General features: G+C 44.5%; 16 protein-coding genes. 6 read left to right on the forward strand and 10 right to left on the reverse strand.

Translation table 11 applies throughout. The annotated features are described in order from the left end of the window. Positions 1–204: 204 nt before the first annotated feature. On the forward strand, positions 205–762 hold the full coding sequence (locus PODO_RS25295) for a GbsR/MarR family transcriptional regulator (protein ID WP_036685364.1): 558 nt from the start codon (positions 205–207) through the stop codon (positions 760–762). 75 nt (positions 763–837) lie between these two features. On the opposite strand, the gene PODO_RS31365 is transcribed toward PODO_RS25295, so the two are convergent. Next, positions 838–5,931 carry a carbohydrate binding domain-containing protein gene (locus PODO_RS31365; RefSeq protein WP_052097309.1) on the reverse strand — a complete coding sequence of 1,698 codons (5,094 nt, stop codon included), beginning with the start codon at positions 5,929–5,931 and terminating at the stop codon, positions 838–840. 306 nt (positions 5,932–6,237) lie between these two features. Between PODO_RS31365 and PODO_RS25305 the strand changes: the two genes are divergently transcribed. Continuing rightward, a complete protein-coding gene (locus PODO_RS25305) occupies positions 6,238–7,254 on the forward strand; it encodes a LacI family DNA-binding transcriptional regulator (RefSeq protein WP_036685366.1) in 1,017 nt (338 codons plus the stop codon). A gap of 127 nt (positions 7,255–7,381) precedes the next feature. Here PODO_RS25305 and PODO_RS25310 read toward each other — a convergent pair whose 3' ends face one another. The 4 genes from PODO_RS25310 to PODO_RS25320 form a co-directional block, all read right to left on the reverse strand. Beyond that, positions 7,382–8,392, reverse strand: a complete 1,011-nt coding sequence (locus tag PODO_RS25310; RefSeq protein ID WP_038573225.1) for a ketoacyl-ACP synthase III — start codon at positions 8,390–8,392, stop codon at positions 7,382–7,384. Between the two features lie 131 nt (positions 8,393–8,523). Continuing rightward, positions 8,524–9,240, reverse strand: a complete 717-nt coding sequence (locus PODO_RS30230) for a hypothetical protein (RefSeq protein WP_169744808.1) — start codon at positions 9,238–9,240, stop codon at positions 8,524–8,526. Positions 9,241–9,763: 523 nt separating this feature from the next. Further along, positions 9,764–9,904, reverse strand: a complete 141-nt coding sequence (locus PODO_RS31370; protein WP_155288196.1) for a hypothetical protein — start codon at positions 9,902–9,904, stop codon at positions 9,764–9,766. Positions 9,905–9,935: 31 nt separating this feature from the next. Beyond that, the gene (locus PODO_RS25320; RefSeq protein WP_038573226.1) at positions 9,936–11,336 is read right to left on the reverse strand and encodes an MATE family efflux transporter; all 1,401 of its coding nucleotides are present in this window, start codon (positions 11,334–11,336) and stop codon (positions 9,936–9,938) included. Positions 11,337–11,496: 160 nt separating this feature from the next. Between PODO_RS25320 and PODO_RS25325 the strand changes: the two genes are divergently transcribed. Continuing rightward, positions 11,497–12,378, forward strand: coding sequence for an AraC family transcriptional regulator (locus PODO_RS25325; RefSeq protein ID WP_036685373.1), 882 nt, complete (start codon positions 11,497–11,499; stop codon positions 12,376–12,378). Positions 12,379–12,453: 75 nt separating this feature from the next. Here the strand turns inward: PODO_RS25325 and PODO_RS25330 are convergent, their stop codons facing one another. The 3 genes from PODO_RS25330 to PODO_RS25340 form a co-directional block, all read right to left on the reverse strand. Further along, positions 12,454–14,064, reverse strand: a complete 1,611-nt coding sequence (locus PODO_RS25330) for an extracellular solute-binding protein (RefSeq protein ID WP_155288197.1) — start codon at positions 14,062–14,064, stop codon at positions 12,454–12,456. 68 nt (positions 14,065–14,132) lie between these two features. Continuing rightward, positions 14,133–15,026, reverse strand: a complete 894-nt coding sequence (locus PODO_RS25335) for a carbohydrate ABC transporter permease (protein ID WP_036685379.1) — start codon at positions 15,024–15,026, stop codon at positions 14,133–14,135. 11 nt (positions 15,027–15,037) lie between these two features. Continuing rightward, positions 15,038–15,913 carry an ABC transporter permease gene (locus PODO_RS25340; protein WP_143763134.1) on the reverse strand — a complete coding sequence of 292 codons (876 nt, stop codon included), beginning with the start codon at positions 15,911–15,913 and terminating at the stop codon, positions 15,038–15,040. 503 nt (positions 15,914–16,416) lie between these two features. Between PODO_RS25340 and PODO_RS25345 the strand changes: the two genes are divergently transcribed. Next, positions 16,417–18,651 carry an AraC family transcriptional regulator gene (locus tag PODO_RS25345; protein ID WP_038573230.1) on the forward strand — a complete coding sequence of 745 codons (2,235 nt, stop codon included), beginning with the start codon at positions 16,417–16,419 and terminating at the stop codon, positions 18,649–18,651. An 86-nt stretch (positions 18,652–18,737) separates the two neighbouring features. On the opposite strand, the gene gtfA is transcribed toward PODO_RS25345, so the two are convergent. Then, positions 18,738–20,180 carry a sucrose phosphorylase gene (gene gtfA / locus PODO_RS25350; RefSeq protein ID WP_038573231.1) on the reverse strand — a complete coding sequence of 481 codons (1,443 nt, stop codon included), beginning with the start codon at positions 20,178–20,180 and terminating at the stop codon, positions 18,738–18,740. Between the two features lie 374 nt (positions 20,181–20,554). On the opposite strand from gtfA, the gene PODO_RS25355 reads away from it, so the two are divergent. Continuing rightward, positions 20,555–21,547 (forward strand): LacI family DNA-binding transcriptional regulator, encoded by a 993-nt coding sequence (locus PODO_RS25355; RefSeq protein ID WP_036685385.1) that lies wholly within the window; start codon positions 20,555–20,557, stop codon positions 21,545–21,547. Between the two features lie 202 nt (positions 21,548–21,749). Beyond that, complete coding sequence (locus tag PODO_RS25360) at positions 21,750–23,564, forward strand: exosporium glycoprotein BclB-related protein (RefSeq protein ID WP_080742621.1); 1,815 nt, start codon at positions 21,750–21,752, stop codon at positions 23,562–23,564. A gap of 1,319 nt (positions 23,565–24,883) precedes the next feature. Here the strand turns inward: PODO_RS25360 and PODO_RS25365 are convergent. Further along, positions 24,884–25,693 (reverse strand): alpha/beta fold hydrolase, encoded by an 810-nt coding sequence (locus PODO_RS25365; RefSeq protein ID WP_036685387.1) that lies wholly within the window; start codon positions 25,691–25,693, stop codon positions 24,884–24,886. Positions 25,694–25,706: the final 13 nt, after the last annotated feature.

A 25,706-nucleotide genomic window follows, 5' to 3' on the forward strand; every position in this document is an offset into this window, starting at 1 on the left:
TTACCGGACTATTGAAAATTCATGCAAACACCATATACGGATAAAATTTAGTGTACAGTTTTAACTTTACGAACTTTATGTATGGAATACTCTGTTTTACGCCAAATTCCTTTCTTCATGAATTCTTTACTTATGGAGGGGGATTTGATTACAATACATTGTATAAGGTTGCAGTCTATCGACCTATTCCTCAGGAGGGACATCATGAACGATTTAGAAGGGCTTACGCCCGAACAAATAGAGAAGATTAGTAAAGCCCGTGAACGTGTGATCGATTCTATCGGCAAAAACATGGATCTGTATGGCATTACCTTGTCTATTGGACATTTATACGGTTATATGTACTTCAATCAAGGTCCAGTGACACTGGATGAGCTCAGCAAAACAATGGGAATGAGTAAAACGTCCATGAGTACGGGAGTCCGTACCCTTCTAGATCTGAAAATGATCGACAAAGTATGGGGGAGAGGGACGCGCAAAGACTTGTTCACCACTGTGCCTGACTGGCATCAGAACTTCAGTGATTACTTCTCTATTAAATGGAGAAAAGCCGTCGAAGGTAATATGATCTCACTAGCGAAATCACTTGCAGAAATTAACGATATGAAAAAAGAGTATAGTGACGATAGTAAACTTATGCAGCTCTTAAATACAGATGAAGAAAAAATAACTGAATCCATTAACTACTACCGCTGGTTGCTGAAACTAATAGAATCTTTTGAGAGTGGCAAAATTTTTGAATTTATCCCTAAAGAAACTTAAATCTAACCCACAAAAAACACACACAAAAAAACGACAGTGCTCCTGTAAAAAGGAAAACACTGCCGTTTTTTTCGTTTACCCTTCGATCAAGCTTACATCATCCAAATAAATTGTACTGCCCGCGCTAATTTCACTATTCGTCTCCGAACCGTTCCCATCTATAAGCCCTAGCAAAAACACCAGATGAACACCTGCGTCTGTTGCCCCATTCATCGTAAATGTGTAGCTGTATTCGTCCATATTTTGGGTCAAGGCTACAAGCTCAGCTTCCATATATTTGGTGTAATCCCCGCCTTTATGCTCCACAGCTACCTGAATATTGCGGTTTACTGTAGAACGAGCTTTAAACTTCAAGGTGTACGTTTTTCCCTGAACAAGTTTCAGATTTTCGTAATCCACCTGTGCGCTAAAAGGGGCTTGCCCGGTACCTGTTAAGTTGATAGCAAATTCCCCCTCTTGAACAGAGGCAGATCCGATTCCGTCAAAGTACTGGCTCCAGCCCGTTGCATCTACATCGAAGGTTCCATTATCCAGCGTACCGCTTGGCGGTATTACTGGTGGACCCCCTTGTACCTCCCTGACCACAATATCGTCAAAAGAAATCGTATGCGGCGTACTGTTAGCCGCAGGATCAGCGCCCAGCGTTTTGCCGATCAGATAATTAAGCTTCAGCGGATTGCTGTTCGACACCGTAAATTGTGCTGTATAAGTAGCCCAATCCGCATGAATATCAAACTTAGCTTGTGCGGAAGCAGCTGAAGTATTGGAGTATTCTAACACAATTTGCCGCGGAACCGTTGATTTCGCCTTGAAGCTCACCTCATACGTTTTTCCGCCCTCCAGTGGAATACCCTCTTGGAAAAATTGTGTATGCCACGCTTCCCATCCGGCCGACGTAATCAGGATTTCAGCTACGCCATCCTTCACATTAAACGCGGAGACGCCACCTTCTCCGGACCAGGTAGTCCAGCCCGTCTTATCGCTGCCAAACGAACCATTGATGACTAGATTGTTATCATTAGCTAGAATAGTCTGCGTGACAGTTGCAGTAACATAATGTTCAGCCTCAACAGTAATGGCATAACTTCCTTCGTCCGGAAATACTGCTGCTTCAATTGTGATTTTTCCCGGTTCAATAGTGTACTGCTCTGCATTAAGTATTGTACCGTTAACCTTTACCGCCATGATTTGATTCCGCCAATTTGCATTGTCGATAAAAGTAAGCTCAATCGGCTGCGAAACTCTGTTATTGCTGCTGTCGCTTAGCAGCTCCTGCGGTTTGGCCGGTGCATTTTTGATCTCAAATTTCACATTGTCAATGATAATATCATGGTTTTGAGGAATACTAATCCCCTCAACCTTCCCAAGCAGGAATTTTAGAGACAATGTATCCTTGCTTCCTTGCCGGAATTCGAATCTGTAATGATTCGTCTCCGGCGTTACCTCCACAATATTGCTGAACGAGGCCTGATACGTACCATTTTCTACTTTCACCCCGATTTTGCGGATTACGGTTGAACTGGCGTCAAATTCAACCACATAATCCATTCCAGCAGCAGCTTTCAAGTTGTTCTGAAACAACATTACAGAATACGCCTGACTGCCGGTATTCGTAATGCTAAATTTCGCTGCTCCATCTGCAACCGTAGCGCTGCTCTGACCACCCTGCTCTGTCAACAGGCGGTCCCAGGCGCTAAACCCAAAGTTAAATTCACCATTCAAGAGTGGGTAGTATATTAGCGATGGATCAAAATAGAAGCTAGTACGCAGCATCTGGAAATTATCCAGAATGACTGTATCCGCAGCACCGTTTAACAGTAATACGAATTGTCCTTCATGATCGGTTGCACCTGCAAGATTGATAAAGGTAGCTTTAATTTTTTGCTCACCTTCGCTTAAGTTAACCGGTTGTTCTGCCTGTACACTGCCGTCTTTCCCTAGTAGTTGAACCGTTCCTGTGCGTGCAGAGGAGACTGAAGCATTGAACGTAACCTCATAGTCCTGCCCTTGAATGAGCTGAATTCCCTTCTGAAGTAACCGAACCTCACCATTTTCACTGCCGCCAATCTGCAGCTTTAACTGGCCATTGTCATTAACGCTTGATTCTACCATGGCACCACCAGTTGCTTCCGTATGCCAATAACTCATCCGATTGGGTTCCCCAATATCGAAAGTACCATTGTACAGATGATTACCGTTGGCCAGCGGTTCCTTCACACTATCATGCGGGAATTGAATATTCTCAATCTCTTCTAATCTGACATTACCAAACCATACCGGTGAAGTATTGGTACCCACGTTGAACTCGACGCGTGCAGCAATATCTGAGTTTTCCTTCATTTGAAACATCGTCTCGTAATGGGTCATCGCTGAAGTTAGATCTACCTTAAGCGATGGAGAATACGCTGCAAATCCACGAGATTCTCCACCTGTTAACCGGACGCTCATACTGCGGGACATATCGGTTTTGGCATCGAAGCTGAGTTTATAGAACCTGCCTTTAGCTATAGATACGATAGCTTGGGGTTGAATCGAATAAAAATTGCCGCCACCACTGCTGATATCTACCTTCACATAATTGCGCTCCCCAATAGGAACGGTAGAAACCGTAGCTTCAGCCCCTGCTTCTTTATAAAGTACCCAATGTGCGGTATTCGGGATTCCCATACCGTCATCCCCCGGCACCTGCTCCGAATAATTGTTGTTATAGACCATGTTGCCGTCTGCCAGTGCAAGCTTGGAGCCTTCTGGATAGGCTTCCTTCTCCAGTGTAACTGGAATAGGCTCGCGGTACTCACGACCTGTCAGCTCATAGACTCTAACGTAATCGATCTCCATCGATTTTGGAAATACGGTTTCGCTAGTCGGATCACCATCAAAGTTACCGCCTACGGCCAGATTTATCAGCAAGTGGAACTTCTGATTAAACGGCGCTGGATACACATTATTGGCAGGCTGCCCATTGCTGATGCTATACCAGTCATTTTTGGTCGAATATAATTCACCATCCACATACCAGCGAATTTCGCCCGGCTCCCACTCAATAGAGTACGTATGGAACTGCTCAATCGTAGCGTTATCCGGAAATACATACTCTTTGCCGGAGTATACATTGTTCGGCGCCATACCGCCGTAATGAATCGTCCCCGCTACCGTGTTTGGACGACTGCCCCAGCCTTCCATAATATCAAGCTCACCGGAAGCAGCCCAAGTCCCGTACACATCGTTCTCCGGCAGCATCCAGATCGCCGGCCAGTACCCTTTTCCAGTAGGTGCTTTGGCCCGAATTTCAAATTTGCCATATTTTTTACTAAACAACCCTTTAGTCTTAATCCGTGTAGAAGTATATTGTTTGCCAGCTTTTTCTTCTTTGTGGGCCGTAATGATCAGGTTACCGTCCTGTTCCTTTACATTCTTCTCATCGTTGGTATACCACTGCTTCTCATTGTTTCCCCAACCTGGATTGTTGTATTGCGAACCATCTCCAAGGTCATAGGTCCACTTTGTAGCATCAATGTCTCCATCATCAAACTCATCCCCCCACACCAGTGTCCACGGATCAGTGGTCGGTGTTGGCGTCGCTGTTGGTGTCGGTGTTTCGGTTGGTGTTGGTGTCGCTGTTGGTGTCGGTGTTTCGGTTGGTGTTGGCGTTGCTGTTGGTGTCGGTGTTTCGGTTGGTGTTGGCGTTGCTGTTGGTGTCGGTGTTTCGGTTGGTGTTGGCGTTGCTGTAGGTGCCGCCGTTGCTTCAGGTGTGGCGCTTGGCGTCGTTATTGGACCTACATTCCCCGAACTGCTTGGCGCTGAGCTTGCTATTGGCAATGTTGTTTTGCCAGTGTTTCCTTTTTTCATTGCTACACCGCCAATCGTCACTCCATCGGCTTTGTTATCTATTGTGGTTACGCTTCCGCTGCCTTGAATTGCTGTAGCTCCAGCGCTCGCAGATAGGATTAGTGCCGCCACTTGTGAATTGTTCTCCAATGTTAAATGGGTCGGACTTCCCAGAGTAAGGCTGCCGACAGTTCCAAGGATTCTTAACAAAGAACCGCTGACTGCTGAGTCTGCTGAACGAACCGCTCCAAATGTTCCGCGAAGCGAAATATTGTGAGGAACGACATCCATCTCAACATCCCCAAACCCTGCCCCGGTAAGATCGCTGCTTTCTTCCAAGATTGACCCAGATAGCAGCTGCACAGTACCCACAGCTGTCGACCCGCTGGCATAAATCCGAACCTTACCATTAGGCTTGGCTACTTGAAGCAGTCCAAGAGAAGTATGGTGTAAGCCGATACTTTGCTCGCCGCCTCCCCGTACAAAAGTAGTCCCTGTTACCTTTACACCTTCAAGCTTTGCATTCCCTTCAGCTATCCCCTCGGTTAGATAAAGATTACCTTGGATGACCGTGTCTTTAAGAATCACATCAGCCCGATTAATGACTACATTGCCCTTTACTGTTCCTAGTGAAATCTCTCCTGATTTCAGGAGGAGTCCCGAAACCATTCGATCAGCCAACTGAGCTAACTCTGCACGGGTGATCCCACCATCAGGCTTAAACAAACCTCCAGGATAACCTTTTACATAACCTGCACTCGATAGAACGGCTATTGCTTTTGCGGTTTCATCGCTGACTCCGTTCAGATCGGTGAATGCTGTTGTACTGCTTTTGTCTGCATTGAAACGAAACACTTTCTCCAATGCTAACGCTGCCTCCGCGCGCGAAAGTGCTTTTGAAGGATAAATATTGTTCTTCTGATCACTGCTTAAATAACCAGCTGCAATCCCTTTGGCTATATCATTTTTATACCAGTCTGTGGTCTGGACATCAGCGGGAACCTTATCCGATTGCTCCTGATAATTAAATATACGATTCATAATAGCAGCGAATTCTGCCTTCGTGACTTCCTTACCCGGACGAAACGACCCGTCGTCATATCCGCTTATGATCCCATTTGTGCTCCAACGCTGTAATGGACCTGCGGCCCAATGATTTGGAGATACATCGGTAAACGCTTTCAATCCATTGATTGGTTCATTTTCCACTTTCGTTGCCGCTGAATCAGGTGAGTTTTCCTTTAACGCCTCTGCCGCTGAAGCATTCATGCTCCCAACCGGTGATAGCAGCCCGGTGACAAGGAGCATAGCAGCAAGTGCTGCTGTGAAATTCCTTTTCATCCTAAACATCACTCCTCGAATTTCGTAATATTCGTAATTCAAGCGAAAAATCGAAATCGGTTTCGACAATGCTATTGTTGCTTAGTTTTCTATTTTTGTAAAGATGTAATTTTGAATTTTTTTACATAGATTATTTTGGAGTAAATCTGCATAGTGAAATATATATTTGACTTGTTTCGGCAATAATAATAGACTGAAAATAATTGAATTTTCATTCACCCTATTCATAATAACTCGCAAATAACCGCTCTAGAACAGTCTTTTTCTCAAATTTCAACGATTTAGCGGAGGGTGGCATTATTAACTATGAATATCAAAATGATTGCCGAAATGGCCGGCGTTTCTGTCTCGACTGTTTCGAAAATTATGAACAATTACAGTGATGTTTCCGAAAAGACCAAGCAAAGAGTTTTGGAAATCATCGAACAAACCGGATATTCACCTTCCAACTCCGCCAAGACACTCGCAACTAAGAAGTCGAATCTGATCGGGGTTATTTTTGCTGGCGAGCTTAATGTCGAATTTACACATCCCTTTTTCGTAGAAGTGCTAAATTCTTTTAAAAAGCAGATGGGCGTTCTGGGCTACGATCTCATTTTCTTTTCCAACGAGAAATTCATCAGCAGCGGCGATTATTTCGCTCGATCTGTTCATTTTAATGTGGATGGATGTGTTATTATTTCCGGACAAAAGATGGAGCCTACCATCCGCGATCTGGATATGAGCAGTATTCCTTGTATCGGGGTCGACCTTGAGCTAAAGGGCAAAAAATCCGGCTTTGTGATGTCAGATAACTTTCAGGTTTCTTCCAAGGTCGTGGAGCATTTTTATCTGCTTGGCTATAGAGAACTTGGATTTATCGGAAGTGCAGCGGATTCAGATATTTCTAACCTGCGGGAATCCGGATATGTCAAAGCTATTGAAAGCTTCGGCCTCACTTTGAACCGTCAGTGGTTTGTTCATGGCGACGATTTCTTTGAGCCCAGCGGTTATACGGCTATGCAGCAATTAATTCAAGCCGGAAATTTACCAAAAGCCATTTTTGCGGCTTCTGATTTGCTGGCTCTGGGAGCCATCCGGGCTTTGAAAGAACACGGTCTCAGCGTGCCTGAAGATATTGCCATTATCGGATGTGACGACATTGAAGCCTGTAAATATACCAGTCCAAAACTGTCGACCATCCGCCAGAACAAAGAACGGCTTGGCATCCTCGCTGCCCATATGCTCTATGACTTGATTAACAATCAGTCTGGCGGTGGATCATTTGTAGTGGAGCCTGTGCTTATTGTGCGTGAATCCTGTGGCAGTCAATTAAATACTTAGTTAATCAACAAAAAAAGACAACGGCTTATGTAAGCGGGTTTCCGCAAACGGCGTTGTCTTTTTATTGATTATCGAAAATGTTTCGTTATCTATCTTCATTGGTCTCTAGCTGGCCGAACTCCACCTCTTAATATGGAGTAGGTATCCCTACCTGATGATCCAAATTCAACTCAATCAATTGTCCTGCCTGGGTTAATCCGGCACCAAAACCATACATCAGGATCTTTTGTCCATTTTGTACCTTGCCCTCGCGGATGCCCAAATCAAGTGCTAAAGGAATCGTGGCAGCCGAAGTATTCCCGAAATTCACAAGACTGTGCAGCACCTGCTCCAGCGGATAATTTAATCGCTCGCATATTGGCTCAATCATTCGCATATTAGCGCTGTGTGGAATAAACCAGTCTACTTCCTCCAGACCTACCTCCGCTTTTTCTAGCAGCTGTTGCACACCTAAAGGAACCGTTCTGACCGCCCAGCGAAACACTTCTCGTCCGTTCTGTACCAGCATTTGTGTATCTACCAGCTCAATATTGTTTACAGTATGGGCAAGCCCCGTACGGTAAACATGATGTGCCCCACCGCCATCACTTGCCAGCTGGAAGCCTAAAAATCCCGTCGTCTGCTCATCACTTTCCACAAGCACTGCTCCAGCGCCATCCCCAAAAAGAATACATGTACTGCGGTCAGTATAATCCGTAATCCTGGAGATCGTATCCGCACCAATAACCAGTACCTTGCGATGCATTCCTGAAGCCACATAACTGTGAGCAGTATGCAGTGCATAGACAAAACCTGCGCATGCTGCACTCAAATCCATAGCACCAGCAGTCTGCGGAATGTTAAAACGATTTTGAATCAAAGAAGCTACTGAGGGAAAGGAAAAGTCAGGTGTACTCGTAGCTACCAGGACCATATCGACATCCTGAACGCTTTTTCCATAACGAGTCATAAGATCCTGCACAGCTGCTGCACATAAATCACTTGTATACTCATCCTGCCGACTAATTCGGCGCTCACGGATTCCGGTCCGTTGCACAATCCATTCATTATTTGTATCTACGATCTGCTCCAGATCGGCATTAGTCAGTCTTTTGGCTGGGACATAGGTTCCGATAGCGGTAATTTTTGCACCTGTCATTCCAATCACCTCTTCAATTAGTATCTGATATTAGTACTTGGTACTAATTATAACTCTGTGCCTGCTAAAAAGTAAAGAAGGCCGGTAAAGCATCCTAGCTTCCCGGCACTTCCGTAACTTTACGAACCCACTTAGAAACGTTTTCTATTACGCTGCTTTCTTTTTCTGACGAACAATATAATCGCAGTTACAACAACCACCACTAAAATGATAAGCACAATCACGATATTCCATACATTAGGCACATAAACCTGCATTTGAATTGGCTCTGTATCCGCTAGTGTAACATTCCAAGTAAGGGTTCTGCCGTCCTCCACATTTGCATTATTGTCTCCATATAGATCCACAGGTAACGTTAATTTAAAGTCGAAAGCCATGTTTTGCAAAAAAGCCCGAATAATCGGCTTCGATAAACTGAGCGATCCCATATTATCCATTATGGTGTCTATGTAGCTATTTAATTTGGGCTTCGCCTCAACGTCATATTTGGTATAAAACCAATTATCTTTGGTATCTAATTTCAGGTCCACAATATCCAAGTCACCAGAGAGTGCTTTCATATCCTCAAAAGAGGCATAAGATTTCACGAATTCATAGACTGTAGATTTTCCATCTTGGCTTTTCTCTAGCTCAATCCCCTGATCCTTAAGTTTGTTTACCAGAGCATCTTCCATTTTTCCGCTAACCAACGCTTCTGCACGCGAATTCACTTTCATGTTCACTGCAATATCTACGCTTCCATTCTTATTCACTGTGACATGAGCAGTGCCTTTAGAACAGCCTGATAATAGTACAAGCATTAAGAGCAGCCCTAGTAACGAAAACCCTCTCCATTTTGACAACAACATTTCCCTCAAACCCTTCAGTAACATGTATTTATATAACGGCTACCCATTCTATAAAGGCTAACTCATTTATATCATAGAATCAAACTCTATATGAATGAATAATCAAATTTGAGAACCGTCAAACTTAAACTTTATACGCGCATAAAAAAGAGGCCCTCACAGAAGTAATCATTTCTACTCATGAGGTAACCTCTTTCATAAAAACAGCACACGTAATGTTACTTCGAACGCTAGTTGTTCATACGATGCTCAATGTTACTTGGAGTGCCTATTGTTACTCAAGATGCTCATTGTTACTTGGAGTGCTCGACGTTACTCGGGATGCTCAATATTATTCGGAGTGCTTATTGTCGCTTGGGTGCACGGTGTTACTTGGACTTTCAAAGTCGCTTTCGGACTCCAGAGCCGTTATTTCCGCACAAACGTCTCTTTTCATAAGCTATCGGACTCCAGAGTCACTATTGGTGCAAAACGCCCCCATTAGGAGCCATTTTACGAGGAATAGCGCCCCTCCAGTCCGAAACTACCCGCAAAAGGCTCTGAACCGGCAAATAGCGGCATCTGAGTCCGAAAGCACCTGTCCTCCCGTAACCGCCCAACTACCGCTCTCCTGCAGCCGCCCTACTGCCGCAACAAACAACGTCCGACTCTTAAACCACTCCATTGCCCATCAAGCTAGGCTTATAGAGTCCCGCTTATGTGGTTAACGAGGTGCTTCTTTTCCCGGCTCCATGTAGTGAAGCATTCTCTTCACTCAAGCCGATATCCGCTTGGCGGAGAACCTTTCGCCCCCTCCAGCGCGCCAGAACAAGCAAGCCTCTCACCAATTCGTCGGCTATCATACAACAATAGATACCCATAAGTCCCCAGCCGACGCTGATTCCTAACCAATAGGAGCAGCCCACGCCAATTAGGGACATAGACACGATGGAAGTATACATCGTATAACGCGTATCCCCGATAGCGTTCAGCGCGTTGCCGAGGGCCATATTCAGCATTTTGGAGGGCTGGAGCAATAGATTTAGAGCTAACAAAGAAACCCCGATCGCAATAATCTTCGGATCAGATGTGAAATAACCGAGCAGCTGTTTTCCGAACAGGAATAGTAACAGCATGTTAGCTGACACAATGCTCAAACCAATAAAGAGTGTACGATACGCACTGCGATAAGCTTCTTTCAATTTGCCTGCTCCAAATAAATGAGCAATCTGTATCTGCCCCGCCAGCGCAAAAGCATAACCAAGTGTGAAGCAAAAGGACTCCAAGGTATTAAGATACGTGCGTGCTGCTAACGCTTCGGCTCCAAGTGCAGCCAGAAAGGAATACACAATAAGCTGGGAGAATACCCAACAGGAAGAATTGATCCCGAGAGGCCAGGCAATCTTCAAAATTTGCTTGAACAGCTTGCCATTGAATATGCGGAAATCTCTAAGTCTAACCTTGATCTCGAAAGAACGCCGGAATAAGGAGTAGAGAATAATCACTCCGACCAGTCTACTGATAATACTGGAGATCGCGATGCCCGCAAGGCCTAGCTGTGGCAGACCGAATACACCAAATATAAAAATATAGTTCAGAATAATATGAATGACATTGATTATAATCCCTGTGTACATCGGTCCTTTGGTATTCCCTGTGTTACGGATAGCGGTACCGAGGGAAGCGATCATCCCGACCATAAAAAGTCCACCGCCGACGTAGGAGATATAGACATTGGAAAGTGACAATAGCTCAGGTGCTATATTTAGAACCCCACCAATAGGGCCCGCATAGAAAAACAACACAATACTCACGACAATCCCCAACACGAGGCTAACCGATACTCCCATAATAGCAATCGTGCGCGCTTCACCAAAACGTTTGGAGCCCATTCTCTGCGCGATCAGAATCCCCGCTCCACCCGCAAATGTTGTGAAAAGCGTGGTCAATGCACCGAACAATTGATTGGAAATGCCGACTACGGCGACTGCATCATCAGAGATACGGCTGACCATTAATGTATCTACCGTACCCAGCAGAGTCTGTAGAAATACCTCTATAAATATAGGCCAAGCCAATACCCAGAGTCCAAAAACCTGTCTTTCTTTTTTCACTATACAAACCCTCCTCGTAAACCATGCCTACAGACTTAGCCTAAAAAAATAACATCTTTATTCATTAGGTCAGACTAAATTATAGATGATATACTTTAGATGATGGTACAGATTTCAAACCAATTATTACATTATTCCAACCTCACTAAAAGGAGCTTCTGACATGAACATCTTGAACTTCACCGTTCCTCCGTTGCTGTACTACATTGTAAGCGGATTCCATACTTTCTCCCCCGGCCATTATCATATGAGCCGCCATAATACCCGGGTGTTCGATTTGCTTGTAGTTAAACAAGGCTGTTTATATATGAGTGAAGGCGGCCTCCCCTTTCAAGTAAAAGCGGGTCAGGCGCTCTTGCTTCGTCCAGACAGCCATCATTTCAGTACGGACAGCTGCAAGGAATCCACCTCTTATTATTGGCTGCATTTTCAAACGGTGGGTGAATGGAATATGACCGAGGATACGGCTGCTGCGCTTGAGAAGGACAACGTCAAAATAGAGAACTCCCTGCAATCTGACGAATTTGATATCCGGCCGTTTAGCTTACGCCTGCCTCAGTATACGACTCTGCTGCAGCCGTCCAAGATAGAAGAGCTGCTCTCACAGCTGAATCAGCTTGTGCCTAATTCCCATTTAAGCGATACTCCATTTCAGCAGCAGCTGTTGTTTCAGGAGGTTATTCAGCAGTTATCCGCCTCCCTCAGCCATGAGCGCCCCTCGCCCTCCAAAACATGTGCAGAGCAAGCGGCCTCCTATTTACGCAGCCATTTTCGTGAGCACATCACTGCGCAACAGCTAGGGGAAAGCCTAAGCTTTCACCCTGTATATATCGCTCGTTGCATGAAGAAGGAATACGGCTGTGCGCCGATGGAATATCTGCTGCATTATCGAATTCAGCAAAGTAAACTTTTGCTGATGCAGACCAGCTACACGATTGCCCGTATAGCCGAGGAAGTCGGCTTCAATCAGGCCCCTTACTTCAGCTCCAGCTTTATTCGAATAGAAGGGACCACTCCGCGGGAATTCCGCCAACGCTTTTCGTAGATCCTGAAGACTCTAAAAAACACAAAAAAAAGGATGCTCCCCATTTGGCTTAGGGAACAACCCTTGCTACTTTTATTATTTCAAACCCTTCTCCTGCACATAAGCGTCCCATTGCTTGATATATTCGGTCTGGATTTTCTCAAGGCCTGCTTGCTTAGCCTTTTCCATAAAGGTGGCTAAACCCGCATCAACATCCTCTACTAATCCAGCTTGCAATGGATACAGGTATTGCTTTTCCACCTGCTCTAGTGCTGCTTTTTCCGCCTGATAGGAGGTATAATCCTCAGCAAAACCTGTGAAAATATCCGGTTTCTGAATTTTGTCGAGCTCAGCGAAGATTTCCTTCACGCCGTCATAGGATTTATCAAACAACATGAACTCCGGATTCCGCCAAGCCCAGCCATTCATTCCCTCGCGTGTAAAACCGTTTGTTGAAGCATCACCAATAAGTTCATAGTAGCCGTTCGCATCAATTTTATAGTTCTTTCCTTCCACACCGTATTGTGTGAGTTGGTTGTAACGTTTATCCATGACCATCTTTTCATAGAAGGCCAGCGCACGTTCAGGGTTCTTGCTGCTCTTCGGAATGGCGAAACCATTATGAATAGGATGAACAGGTGTTGCATAACCAATGGTATTGCCATAAGGATAGTAACCTAGATCCCAATCCGGATGTGCTGCTTTCACCTTCATCAACGTATCGTTGAAGCGAGTCGGATTATCTCCGAAGATGCTTGCTGCCTTGCCCGCGATAATCGGCGCCTGGATGGTATCCTTCAAGTTCAGGACGTTTTTGGAAATCAATCCGTTTTCCTGCCAGCGTCTCATCGTCAGCAGCTCTTCTTTATGTTCCTCCGAGCCCCAATAGAGATAAGCTTTTGAAGGATCATCGTACTTAATACCAATACCGTAAGGCAGCGGACTGCCGACCTGTGCGGTAAGTGTTGAATATACATCATGAATGTTACCTCTTACATCACTGTTAAAAGAAGCCGGCGACATCTGCGGTTCATTTTTCTTGATTCCTTCCATGTATGCTTCATAGCTAGCCAGATCTGTCGGCTGAGGCAGATTGTATTTCTTGCGCAGATCCTCACGCCATACGAAGCCATTCGTTACATACTCCTTATAAGTCGCAGGAACGGTGTAAATCTTGCCATCAATCTTCACGGCATCCCACATTTCCTGTGGTACGAATTTCTGGAGCTCTGGGGCAGCTTTTGGCAACAGATCATCTATAGCCAAAAAAGCTCCCTTTTTCGCATAAGCCTGATATTGTGTCCAGTCCGCAGTGAAGATCAGATCGATCGATTGACCCGACGACAGCAGCAGCTTATATTTCTGATCCCAATCTGTCCAGGTTGTATAATTGAATTTAACGGTTGCATTCAGATCCTCTTCAGCCATTTTGTTAATTTCGGCTTCAATGCTTGAGAGATCCTTCGGCGCATCGCCTAGCATATAGAATTGCAGCTCGACCTTTTTGGAAGTGTCCAGTCCGGTCTTCTCCTCAGTAACTGCGTTCGTACTTTGTGCTGTGTTTCCTCCGCTATTGCTCTCTTTTACCGCCGAATTGTCTCCGTTTGCAGAATTAGAATTCCCCCCGCAGCCTGCCAGCAGCGTCAAGCCCAATACTGACGTAAGCAGAATAGACATACGTTTGCCCCGTTGTTTATTCATCTGAATCCTCCCTTTTCACTATGCTTCTATGTTAGCCGACTGTACCTTAACCCGGTAGTGGGCAGGTTGCGGTTCTAACCTTTCACAGCGCCGATGGTTAGGCCTTTGACAAAATAACGCTGAACGAACGGGTACAGAAAAAGAATAGGTCCCGTCACGACAATTGCCATCGCCATTTTGGTAGACTCAGCAGGGACCTCCGTAGCCAGTGACACCCCGGTTCCCGCCCCCATCTGTGCGATAAACTGTGCTGAATTAATAACATTGTACAGATAGAACTGCAGCTGATATTTATGCGTATCATTGATGAACAGTGAAGAGGTGAACCAGTCATTCCAGTAATACAAAGCCAGAAACAAACCGACTGTAGCGATGCCCGGCATGGAAAGCTTGAGTACAATCTGCCAGTAAATCCGGAAATCACCAGCCCCGTCTATTTTGCCAGAATCGAATAATTCCTCAGGAACTGCAGATTTGATGAAGTTTTTCATTAAAATGATCAAAAATGGCGTCATCAGACCTGGAAGCACCAGTACCGCATAGGAATCCAGCAGACCGAGGTATTTCGTAATCATGATGTACCACGGGACAAGTCCTCCCCCAAACAAAGTCGTAAAGTATATATAGAAGGAAAAGCTATTTCGATATTTGAAATCTTTACGCGCCAGTACATAACCGGCCATAGTCATGAAAAAAAGTCCCATTACCGTTCCAATCGCAGTTGTGCTGACTGTGACCGCATATGCCCGCAGCACCTCATCCGGGAAGATGAATACCGTCTTGTAGCCCTCCAGTGAGAACTGTGCCGGAATCAGATGATAGCCATCGCGGATAATGGACTCATTGCTGGTCAAAGACGCAGAGATAATTAGCAAAAAGGGCAGCAGGCAAGCGATCGACAGGCCAATAATGACCACATAGGCAATCCAATGAAGCATTCGCGTATATTTATCCTTTTGAATTTTCATTCCTTATCCTCCTAGAACAGGGCGTAGTCATCGTTTATTTTGCGGATTATATAGTTGACCGTCATAATGAGGACGAAGCCGAACAGGGATTGATAAACCCCGGCAGCCGTTGCCATGCCCACATCAAAGGTTACTTTAAGCGAACGGTATACATAGGTATCAAGGATATCCGTCGTATTGTAGAGCAGCCCGTTATTGCCTATTAATTGATAGAAAAGATCAAACTGGCCCTTCATAATACTGCCGAGCGCAAAGAGCAGCAGCACCACAAAGGTTGATTTCAGCATCGGCAGCGTTATATACCAAATCCGCTGGAAAATATTAGCGCCATCAATTTTGGCCGCTTCATAATATTCGTCACTAATCCCCGTAATCGCCGCCAGATAAATCACCATGCTGTAGCCAAGATTTTTCCATAGATAAAAGATAATGATCAGAAAGATCCATGCCCAAGGTTTACTGTAAACGTCGACCGGATCAAGGCCAAATTGGGTAAGTATTGTATTCAAGAAACCGCTGTCATAATTAAACAAGTTGTAGACAATTACACTGAGAATTACAAAAGATACGAAGTAAGGCAAAAACATTACCGATTGGCTAATCTTTTTAAACCATTTTCCATTGAGCTCACTCAGCAGGATCGCACAGACAATTGCCAGCACATTCCCTAGTACAATAAAAGCAATATTGTATCCTATCGTGTTCATCGTGAGCTTCACCAGCGTACCGGATCTCCAGAGGAACTCGAAATTCTGCAACCCGACAAACTTGGAATTGAACATACTGCTGTTGAAGTCGAATTGAGTGAACGCATAATAAATGCCTACCATTGGAAAATAGGAATTCACCAGAAAAAAGACCAAGGTGGGCAGCAGCATCAGAAACATTACCCGATTGTGCACCAGCTCATACAACAATCCTTTCTTCTTTCTTGTCGTTCGTAAGCGTGCTCTACCATCAGCCTGGATGCCAAGTTCGACGTTTGAAATTCCTTTGGATGAGGTTTGGCTCAAGATCTCTCACTCCCCTTAATATAGAAACTGCATAATTCCACTATAGGGGGATTCTTCTGAACACAGAAGTGAAGCTTACAAGCCTTACTGCACAAACTGGCGAAACAGGAACTGAACAATCAGGATGTTTATGTAAAAGTCTTCGGAGACCCACAGAGCTTCTCAAGCTTCGCTAACCCCGTATAATCCTTGTAGAAAAGGCTGTTTTGTACATGAATATTTAATTTGTTCACTCCCTTCAGATTGGAAAAATGCAGGATTATAAGGTTGCTCCACTGTTCCGTTCACTCTTGGGGACTTATAATAAAGGAACTTCATAATATGAATTCATCCAGAGTCTTGTCCGAGTAAGTCATATGATGATCAGGGGGGACGGTATGAAGAATAATGATCTACGGAGAAAAAGACTACTGTATGGCAAGCTGCTCACTACCATAACCCTGTGCATATCGTTAACCCTTCTTATCTCTACTTTTGTTTACTATACGTACTACATCGGTGTCGAGAAGACGCAAACCTTCCGCTCCGATCTAAGGGACCTGACCCAGACCGGCAAAAAAGTAGTCAACATGGCTGAAGTCGCGCAAACGCTTTCATTTCAACTGTATCGAACCAGCACGATTTCTCATCTGTTGTTCTACAACAAGCCTTCTATTTATGAGGTAACCGCAGCGATGTCCGATCTCGGAAACTACTTAAATTCCATGCCCTATATTGAATCCATCTATGTATATAATCCGAATAATGACACGGTTTATATTTCGGCAGCACAGGGCCAGAATGGCGTATTCACCACCCGCGAACTGGTGGACACTGAAATTATTCAGATGCTGAATCATTATCAGGATTACAAAACATTCACGCCGATTCCGCGAACCTATTCCATAAATGAACCTGAGAAGAAAACCATCTCAGTCTATACTTACCTCTGCTATGATGCCATCAATTGGGACCGCTCTATTAACTCTGCGGTTATTGTTAACATATCCGCGGCTTGGATCAATAAAGAACTGGCTAACGGCAATACACCCGGTAGTGGCAGTACCTACATTTTAGATGACCAAGGCCGTTTTCTGTCGGGGAATAAGCTGACACTGGAGAAGCTCTCCGGGGATGAAAACAGTTGGCTGGAGCATCAAGTAAAAGCACGCTCTGCCGGCTATTTCACTGCCCCTTTTAGAGGGAATAAATCACTGGTGTCCTATACTTCGCCCGATTCGCTTGGCTGGCAATATGTGCGCATTACTCCTTATGAGGTGATTACTGAACAGACCAATCATATCCGCAATACTACACTTCTGATTTCTATAATTATTCTATTGTTCGGTCTTGTTATTTCTAGAGTACTGTCCAAACGGCTTTATCTGCCGATTGATTCGATCGTAAGCCGAATGAATACCCTTGAGGCGGATAAGCGCAACAGCATGTTCACGATCAGGCAGAATTCATTACGCAATCTGGTGCTTGGCATTAAATCTCCTCATAACAACCGGCAAAATGATGTTCAACAGCTGGGTATTTCTTTTAATTTAAACGAGGGCTACCGGCTAGTATTACTACGCATTGATGAGTACGAAGCTCTGCGAAAGGAACGAGGCTCTTATCTCCTTCCGTACAAGTTTGCCATCATGAATATTGCCTCAGAGATCTGTGGACAGACTTATCAGGTGGAAACTGTAGATATGAATGACGATAGCGTGGTCATGTTGCTTAGCAGCATGACCTCCACTGAACATCTGGATACCGAGCTGATTGAAGTGCTACTGCGGCAGATCCGCGTGGCCTGCTGTGATTATCTAAAAATCGGACTGTCGTTAGTGTACAGCCCCATCAGTGATAATCCAGATGTACTAAACCGGCTGTACAGTCAGGCCAGAGAAGCTTCCAAACATAGACTGTTTTATGGTCATGGCAGCTTGATCAATGCTGAGCGCATTAGCGAGCTTCAGAACAATCTTTACTCCTATCCGGCTGACAGCGAGAAAAAGCTGGTCGATGCGCTCACAAGTGGCAGAACAGACGAAGCCCGCAGTCACTTCTCCGAAATGGTACGTGAAATGGAGCAATATCCCTATCATGTGCTGGAACTTACTGTTTCAAGGGTGACGCTAACGATTAAACGAATCGTCGATAACATCAAGAAGCTTAGTCCTACCTCCACCGAAGGGATGATGGTGATGCCTTCGCTTGAACAGTATGAAACGATAGAAGAATTTGAAGCGGCTTTTTACCAGCTTTTCGATCATATTCAGGAATTCCAAGCGGATAAGCGCAGCTCCAAGCAAAGCGATCTAATCCGGCAAATCAACCAAACCATTCAGCAATCTTACATGGACCCTTGCCTAAGTCTGAACCAAATCGCGGATGAACTTAATATGTCTCCGATTTATGTCAGCAGACTTTATAAGCAGCAGACCCTAACCACTATTGTGGATGTCATTATGGAGGTACGGATGAAGGAAGTATGCCGCCTGCTTGTAGAGAGTGATTTGTCGGTATCGGATATTGCTGAAGTAACTGGCTTCACCAGCAGTTCTTATCTCCACCGGATGTTCAAACGCAACTTCAGCCTTACACCAATTGAATTCAGACGGACCAAAAACAGTTCATAACATGAATCACCTATCCCCCAAAAAGAAGGGTGTTCCAGCAGCCATTAACCCAGCCTTTGGAACACCCATCGATATCCTATGAAATATTAAAATACCTTCGCAATATTTGCTTCATTCTCACCTGCAAGAATGGTGTATTCTTTGGTCAACAGATTCGCTTCAAGCTTCGCCACACTGTTCTCATTTTTCCAAGTGATGTTCAGCTCATTCTCACTACCTTGTTCAATCTTGATCTCACCATCAAAAGCTGGACAGCTATTTCTGAATTTTAACAATGCGAACAGCTTTTGAACAACAGGACGTTGTACCTCAGCAGCAATTTCATCTTTAGAATAATAATGGCGGTTAATATTGCGTCCTTCTTTTGTGCTTTCGAGCAGCTCAATATCATTCTCGCCAGCCAATAGACCTACATAATAAATCTGTGGAATACCAGGGGCGAAGCACTGAATAGCTCTGGCCAAAAGATATGCCTGATCATCATTGCCAAGTGCAGAATAATAAGTGCAGTTAATTTGATAAATATCCAGATTATTATAAGCGGCGGAGCTATATTTTTTCTTAACATTCGCTCCTTGGCTATATAGGCTTTCTCTGGTCATTTCAGCTTCTTCGTCGGTCATCAGGTCCTTAACATCCACTACGCCGATGCCGTCATGCGTATCCAGGGTAGTGAATTGTTTTCTCGGACAGATTTCCAGCCAATGCGCAAGCCGATTTACTTTTCCACTATACAGAGCATGTAATACCAACATTGGCAGGGCAAAATCATAGACATAATAATCCTTGTCTGCAATCTTCAATTGAATGCTGTAATGCTCATGGATTTCCGGAAGAACAGTTACGCCATAAGGTGCTACTACTTCTTTAGACAAATTCAACATTTCCCAAATATCCGGTTCTACGAAAAAGCAGTTGGTACCGATCTTTTTGTTGGCATAGGCAAAAGCGTCCAGCCGGATAATCGATGCTCCTTTATCAGCAAGAAAGGTCAGATTGTCTTTCACGAATTTCTTCGTAGTTTCCATAGTCACGTCCAGATCAATCTGCTGCTCATCAAACGTACACCAAACCTTTTCCTTCGTCCCATCTTTAAAAGTAACCTCTACGTATGGCGCCCGCGGTTTACGTTTATAAATTAAATCCACATCAACCTCAGTTGGTTCACCGTTAGGCCAGAAATCCTTGTAACGAATGAATAAATCCTTATATTCCGATTCATCCTTCTTCTCAAGGAAATCTTGAAAATATGGAGACTGCTGTGAAATGTGATTGATCATGAAATCATACATCATGTAGAACTTCTGGCTCATCTGTTCAATTTCCGCCCAGTCGCCAAAAGCTGAGTCAACCTTGGTGTAATCCATCGGGGCAAATCCCCGGTCGCCCGAAGAGGGGTAAAACGGCAATAAATGAACCCCACCCACGACTCCTTGCAAGTGTGTATCCAGTACTTCGTTTAGTTCTTTTAAATTGTTTCCCATGCTATCTGCGTAAGTGATAAGCATAGCTTCATTTTTAATCTGCATATTGGAGTTCTCCTTCTATTTCAATTTATACACTCTTGCTTCATAAGTCAGAGAAATCATCAAACTAATGTAATTTAATGAAAGCGTTCTCCTAAGGATCCTGTTCCTCCCTAGATGAACGTTTATTCAAAACCAATTTTATAGATGTGCAAATAATATGTCAAACGTTTTCATATAATTATATTCATATAATATAGACAAAATTATTGATATTTAATATTATACCTGAATATTTTGTGGTAACGTATAACATACCTATTATAACTATCAAAAACAATCTATGCTTTTACAATTGTTAGTCTTGATTAGTGTCAACAATCCAAGAAACGTTGTAGAATATAGATTAGAGCATTTTATGAAACGGGGATGAGGGTATGGCAAGTATTAAAGATGTTGCCAAGGAAGCGGGCGTTGCTGTAGCTACCGTGTCCAGAGTAATGAACAACCGGGGATATATCAGCAAAGAGACGCGTAAAAAAGTTGAACAAGCGATGGACGCCTTAGATTATCATCCTAATCAAATCGCCAGAGCCTTACAGAAGAATCAATCCTTTTTTATTGGGATTATTGTTCCAGATTCGAACCACCCTTTCTTTTCCGATCTCATCAAGTATGTTGAAATGAGTGCTAATGAAAAAAACTATAAATTGCTAATATGCAATTCTCTTGACGATCCTGAGAAAGAAGCCAACTATATTAGCATGCTTCGCCAGAATCAAGTAGATGGCATTATCATGTGCAGCCACACCATGAATATTGAAAGCTATAAAAAGGTCCCTTTCCCTATTGTCTCTTTTGACCGTTTTATTTCCTCCAACATTCCTTGTGTGGGATCGGATAATTACCGCGGTGGTGAGCTAGCTACCGAACATTTGATACAGCTGGGCTGTAAACGGTTGCTACATATCTCCGGCCCGCTAGATCTGGATATTCTAGCGAATCGTCGTCGGGATGCTTTTGTCATCACTAGTATGAAACATGGTGTAACCTACGATATTATCGAAGGTGCGCACAATAAGCTTACCTTTGATTATTTTTGGTCCTTTGTCACCGAAAATATCTCTCCAGCCCAACTTCGAGAATATGATGGAGTATTTTGCAGTAATGATATTGTGGCTTATGCTTTATACATTTATGCTGAACAGCAAGGCATTCGAGTGCCCGAGCAACTGAAAATCATCGGTTATGATTACCACAGCTTTACCCGCATGCTTCAGAGTCCTAAATTGACTACCATTATGCAACCTAGTGATCGGATCGGGGTCATGCTGACCAATACTCTCCTGCAAATGATCGAAAGTGCTGACGGAGAGCTAATCAACAACACTACTGTAGACGTAACTCTTATTAAAGGAGAGACTACTTAACGTATCTATTAAAAAGGTAGACTACCGTAATTAGCGGTGGCCTGCCTTTTTTTTGTATTGCTTCATTAATAACGACTTTCAGGAATAACGGCTTTCAGGGCAATTATTGTAACAACTTCCGCTTCTCAGAATATGCTGATTGGGCAGGTTCCCATTTTTTAAAGGAATGAACAGGAGAAGTTCAAGGAGGAGATATAGAAATATGCCTGATTACAGACCATTTAAAGGCGATGCTATCCTAAACAAGCATGGAAGGATCAGCAGTCCTATTAGAAAGAGGGAGTGTAACGCACTATTAAAAATAGTCACTGATCTCTCTGCAGTGGTACCCCCCGTACTTACGAATCCCACAACACTTCATATTGTCAATCTCCAAAGAGTGTTAAGAGAGCTATTGGAATTCTTGCATACTTCTAAGTTATGCAGCCCTTTTAGAACTGAGCTACTTTCTGTAGTAGAGATAACCATTGTATCGACCGAAGTCAGTCCCTTCTCAGTCGTAAGCGTTGGCACTAATCTTCAACTGCTATTAGCTGAGTTATTATCTTTTATTCTCGCCACGAAGATTGACCCTAATTGCAAAGATCAGCTGATTATTCAGATCAGACATATTCAGGCTTCTATTACACAAGCAATTGGATTACCTATTAAAGGTGTGACTGGACCTCAAGGGCCACAGGGACCACAGGGACCTCAGGGGCCGCAAGGATCTCAGGGGGTTCCGGGAGCAACGGGAACTACAGGGGCAGGGCTGCAAGGAATTGTTGCTTTTAATCCTGCATTAAGCCCTACTTATCCTGCCGGTCAAGTAGTAACCTTCAATGGTAGTACCTATATAGCTACTGTTGCGGGACCAACGGGAACACCTGGAAGTTCACCAGATTATTTATTAATTGCTGGGGGCTCCACAGGCCCCCAAGGACCTCAAGGCCCTCAAGGAACACCGGGACTTCAAGGACCTCAGGGGCCGCAAGGGGTAGGGCTGCAAGGGATTGTAATCTTTAATCCTGCACAAAGTCCTACTTATCCAGCAGGTCAAGTAGTAACCTTCAATGGCAGCACCTATATTGCTACCGTTTCTGGACCTACTGGAATACCCGGGAGTTCACCAGATTACTTGTTAATCGCTGGTGGCGCGATGGGACCTCAAGGACCACAGGGTGTGCAGGGGATTCAAGGGCCAACAGGTGCGCAAGGACCAGCAGGTCCAGGCGTAGGAGCAACTGGAGCGACTGGCTCGACTGGCGCTGCAGGCTTGGCAGGCCCTGCTGGTGCAACGGGCGCGACTGGCGACCCCGGCGCGGTCGGCGTTGCCGGAGCTACGGGTGCAACGGGTGCGACTGGTGATCCCGGTGTGGTCGGCGTTGCCGGAGCTACGGGTGCAACGGGTGCGACTGGTGATCCCGGTGCGGTCGGCGTTGCCGGAGCTACGGGTGCAACGGGTGATCCCGGCGCGGTTGGAGCTACTGGCATTACCGGAGTCACTGGTGCAACCGGTAACGGTGCAATTATTCCGCTGGCATCCGGAGGACCTATTATTATGACCACGGTTTTAGGTGGTTTGGTTGGAACAACAAGCCTTGTAGGCTTCGGAAGTTCAGCCACAGGCATTTCTCTTGTTGGCGGTAATATTGATTTAACAGGTACTCTCCTTGGACCGCTTATCAACTTTGCATTCTCGACTCCTCGTGCAGGGGTGATAACATCCCTTGCTGCTTATTTCAGTAATACCATAGCTTTATCGCTGCTTGGTACTACAATAAATGTAACAGCACAGTTGTACCAATCGGCCACACCAAATAACACATTTACTGCTATTCCAGGGGCATTAGTAGCGCTCCCACCTATCACAGGTACTATTAATCTAGGAACTTTTGTCAATGGAATTACAAATGATATCAATTTTGCTGTAACACCACAGACACGTCTGCTTATGGTATTCTCAGCCACTGCTACAGGCCTCTCCCTTGTAAATACAGTCACTGGTTATGCAAGTGCTGGCTTTACGATTGTATAATCATTAAAACAAATTCAAAAAAAGGCATCTGCCATTCCTTCTAAGGAGTGATAGATGCTTTTTTGGTAATATACGGTACACTTACTTGATCTTTCGGACTCAACTGCCGCTATTCGTTAATTTATCCCTGTTTAGAGAGATCATCGGACCTGAGAGGCGCTATTGGGCAGAAATGGTGCTCAATAGCGTCTATTTTGTACAAATAACGCCTATGGGGTCCAATAGCAACTCAAAAATAGGAAAATATTGCAAATAAGAGCGCTTGAGTCCGATAGTCTGTCAATGTCACTCCCCGCTCTTCTTCTCTCCTACTCATGTCCGGAGGCTGAATCCCTATTACCGAAACCTTCCTTTCCTTTGGTCTCGATCAGGAGCTGCAGATACGCTGCTTATTACACCTCCTTCTATACACTTACAATCACTACTTAGAGTCTACTGTTTCTTTCCCACGTCGGATGAGCTGCTTACTATGCCTCCCTCTATACACTTACCTTAACTACTTAGGTCTACCGTACTCTCCCACGTCGGATGAGCTGCTTACTACGCCTCCTTCTATACACTTACCTTCACTACTTAGGGTCTACCGTTCTTTCCCACGTCGGGTGAGCCGCTTACTATGCCTTCCTCTATACAATTACCTTAACTACTTAGGTCTACCGTACTCTCCCACGTCGGGTGAGCTGCTTACTACGCCCCTTCTATACTCTTACCTTCACTACTTAGAGACTACTGTTCTTTCCCACGTCGGGTGAACCGCTTACTACGCCCCTTCTATACTCTTACCTTCACTACTTAGAGTCTACTGTTCTTTCCCACGTCGGGTGAGCTATATTTGATGCTGTGGTAGGGTAGGGACATTAAGTGGCGTTCTAGGTACAATATGCTTGTAAATGTTCAACATCCACCGGTTAGTAAAATACCAAAGGCTGGCTCATTCGTAGATTTCACTACTGATGAGCCAGCCTTTAGTTAGATATCCATTATATTAGGGAAATCCTCCCTAATATTCATCGATAATCGCTTTAAAATAAGGTTTTTAGGGAAATCCTCCCTAAAAATTCATGCAAATACCCATTTATGGCTAAAAACATCCTATTATTAGGGAGGATTTCCCTAATCCACGTTCTAGGAGCCATAATTCCCTTCACTTTAGGGAGAATTTCCCTAATTCACGTGCTAGAAGCCATAATCCCCTTCACTTTAGGGAGAATTTCCTTAAAGTTCTACCCAGAAAGACGTCCCATAGCCAGCTCATTCCCCCTGGCTATGGGACGTCTTTTTCCACTTAAACGCTTCGCTTGTAAAGGTCTCCCTATAGATCAGCTAATCTGCTGACTGCCCTGCTGCTTCTCCAAGAAACGCTGAAGAATCGCATTGAATTGCTCCGGCTGGCACAGATTACTTGGATCTAATGCGTTCGGAATAATCGCCAACTGCGCATGTGGCAGCTGGGACACCATTTCCTTCATACAATTCACTCCAAATTCATTAAAGTCCCCTACAATACATAAAGCAGGACGTTTAAAAGCCTTTAAGCATCTGGTGTAATCAACATGGCTCGTAGCCAGCCTTTGCCGATAAAGCTCCCGGGGACGTTTGTCCAGCAGCCCTCTTCTAATCTCATTGTAGGCCAGACTCCAGCGCTCTCGGTACATCATCCGAATCGAAGGCAACACCAGCTCGCTTGGGAGATAATACATTAGCAAACTGCAATATGCTGCCATAGTTTGTATTTTCCCTACAATTGTTGATCCGTGAGTCCTACAGAAGCTGTCTGCGACCACAATTGCTTTTACACGCTCAGGATATTGTTTGGCAATATGCTGAACGACTAAGCCACCATAGGCGATTCCTACAAAAACTGCTTCACGGATACCTAGGTCATTCAACAGCATAATCAAATCCAGACATTGCGTCTCAATAATCTCATGTGGGGCCTCCAGCAGTTTACCAGACTTACCATTCCCCCGTAAATCGCACAAAATCACTTTATATTTATCGGAAAAATACTCCAGCTGTGGTTTGAACATACTGTGTGTTAATCCATGTCCATGGATAAACACAACCGGAGTGCCAGTTCCATTGATTTCATAATAGAGCGAAGTTCCGTTCAGTTTAGCGATAGGCAAAGGTAACACCTCT

It is taken from the genome of Paenibacillus odorifer, assembly GCF_000758725.1.
GTDB lineage: Bacteria > Bacillota > Bacilli > Paenibacillales > Paenibacillaceae > Paenibacillus_AQ > Paenibacillus_AQ odorifer.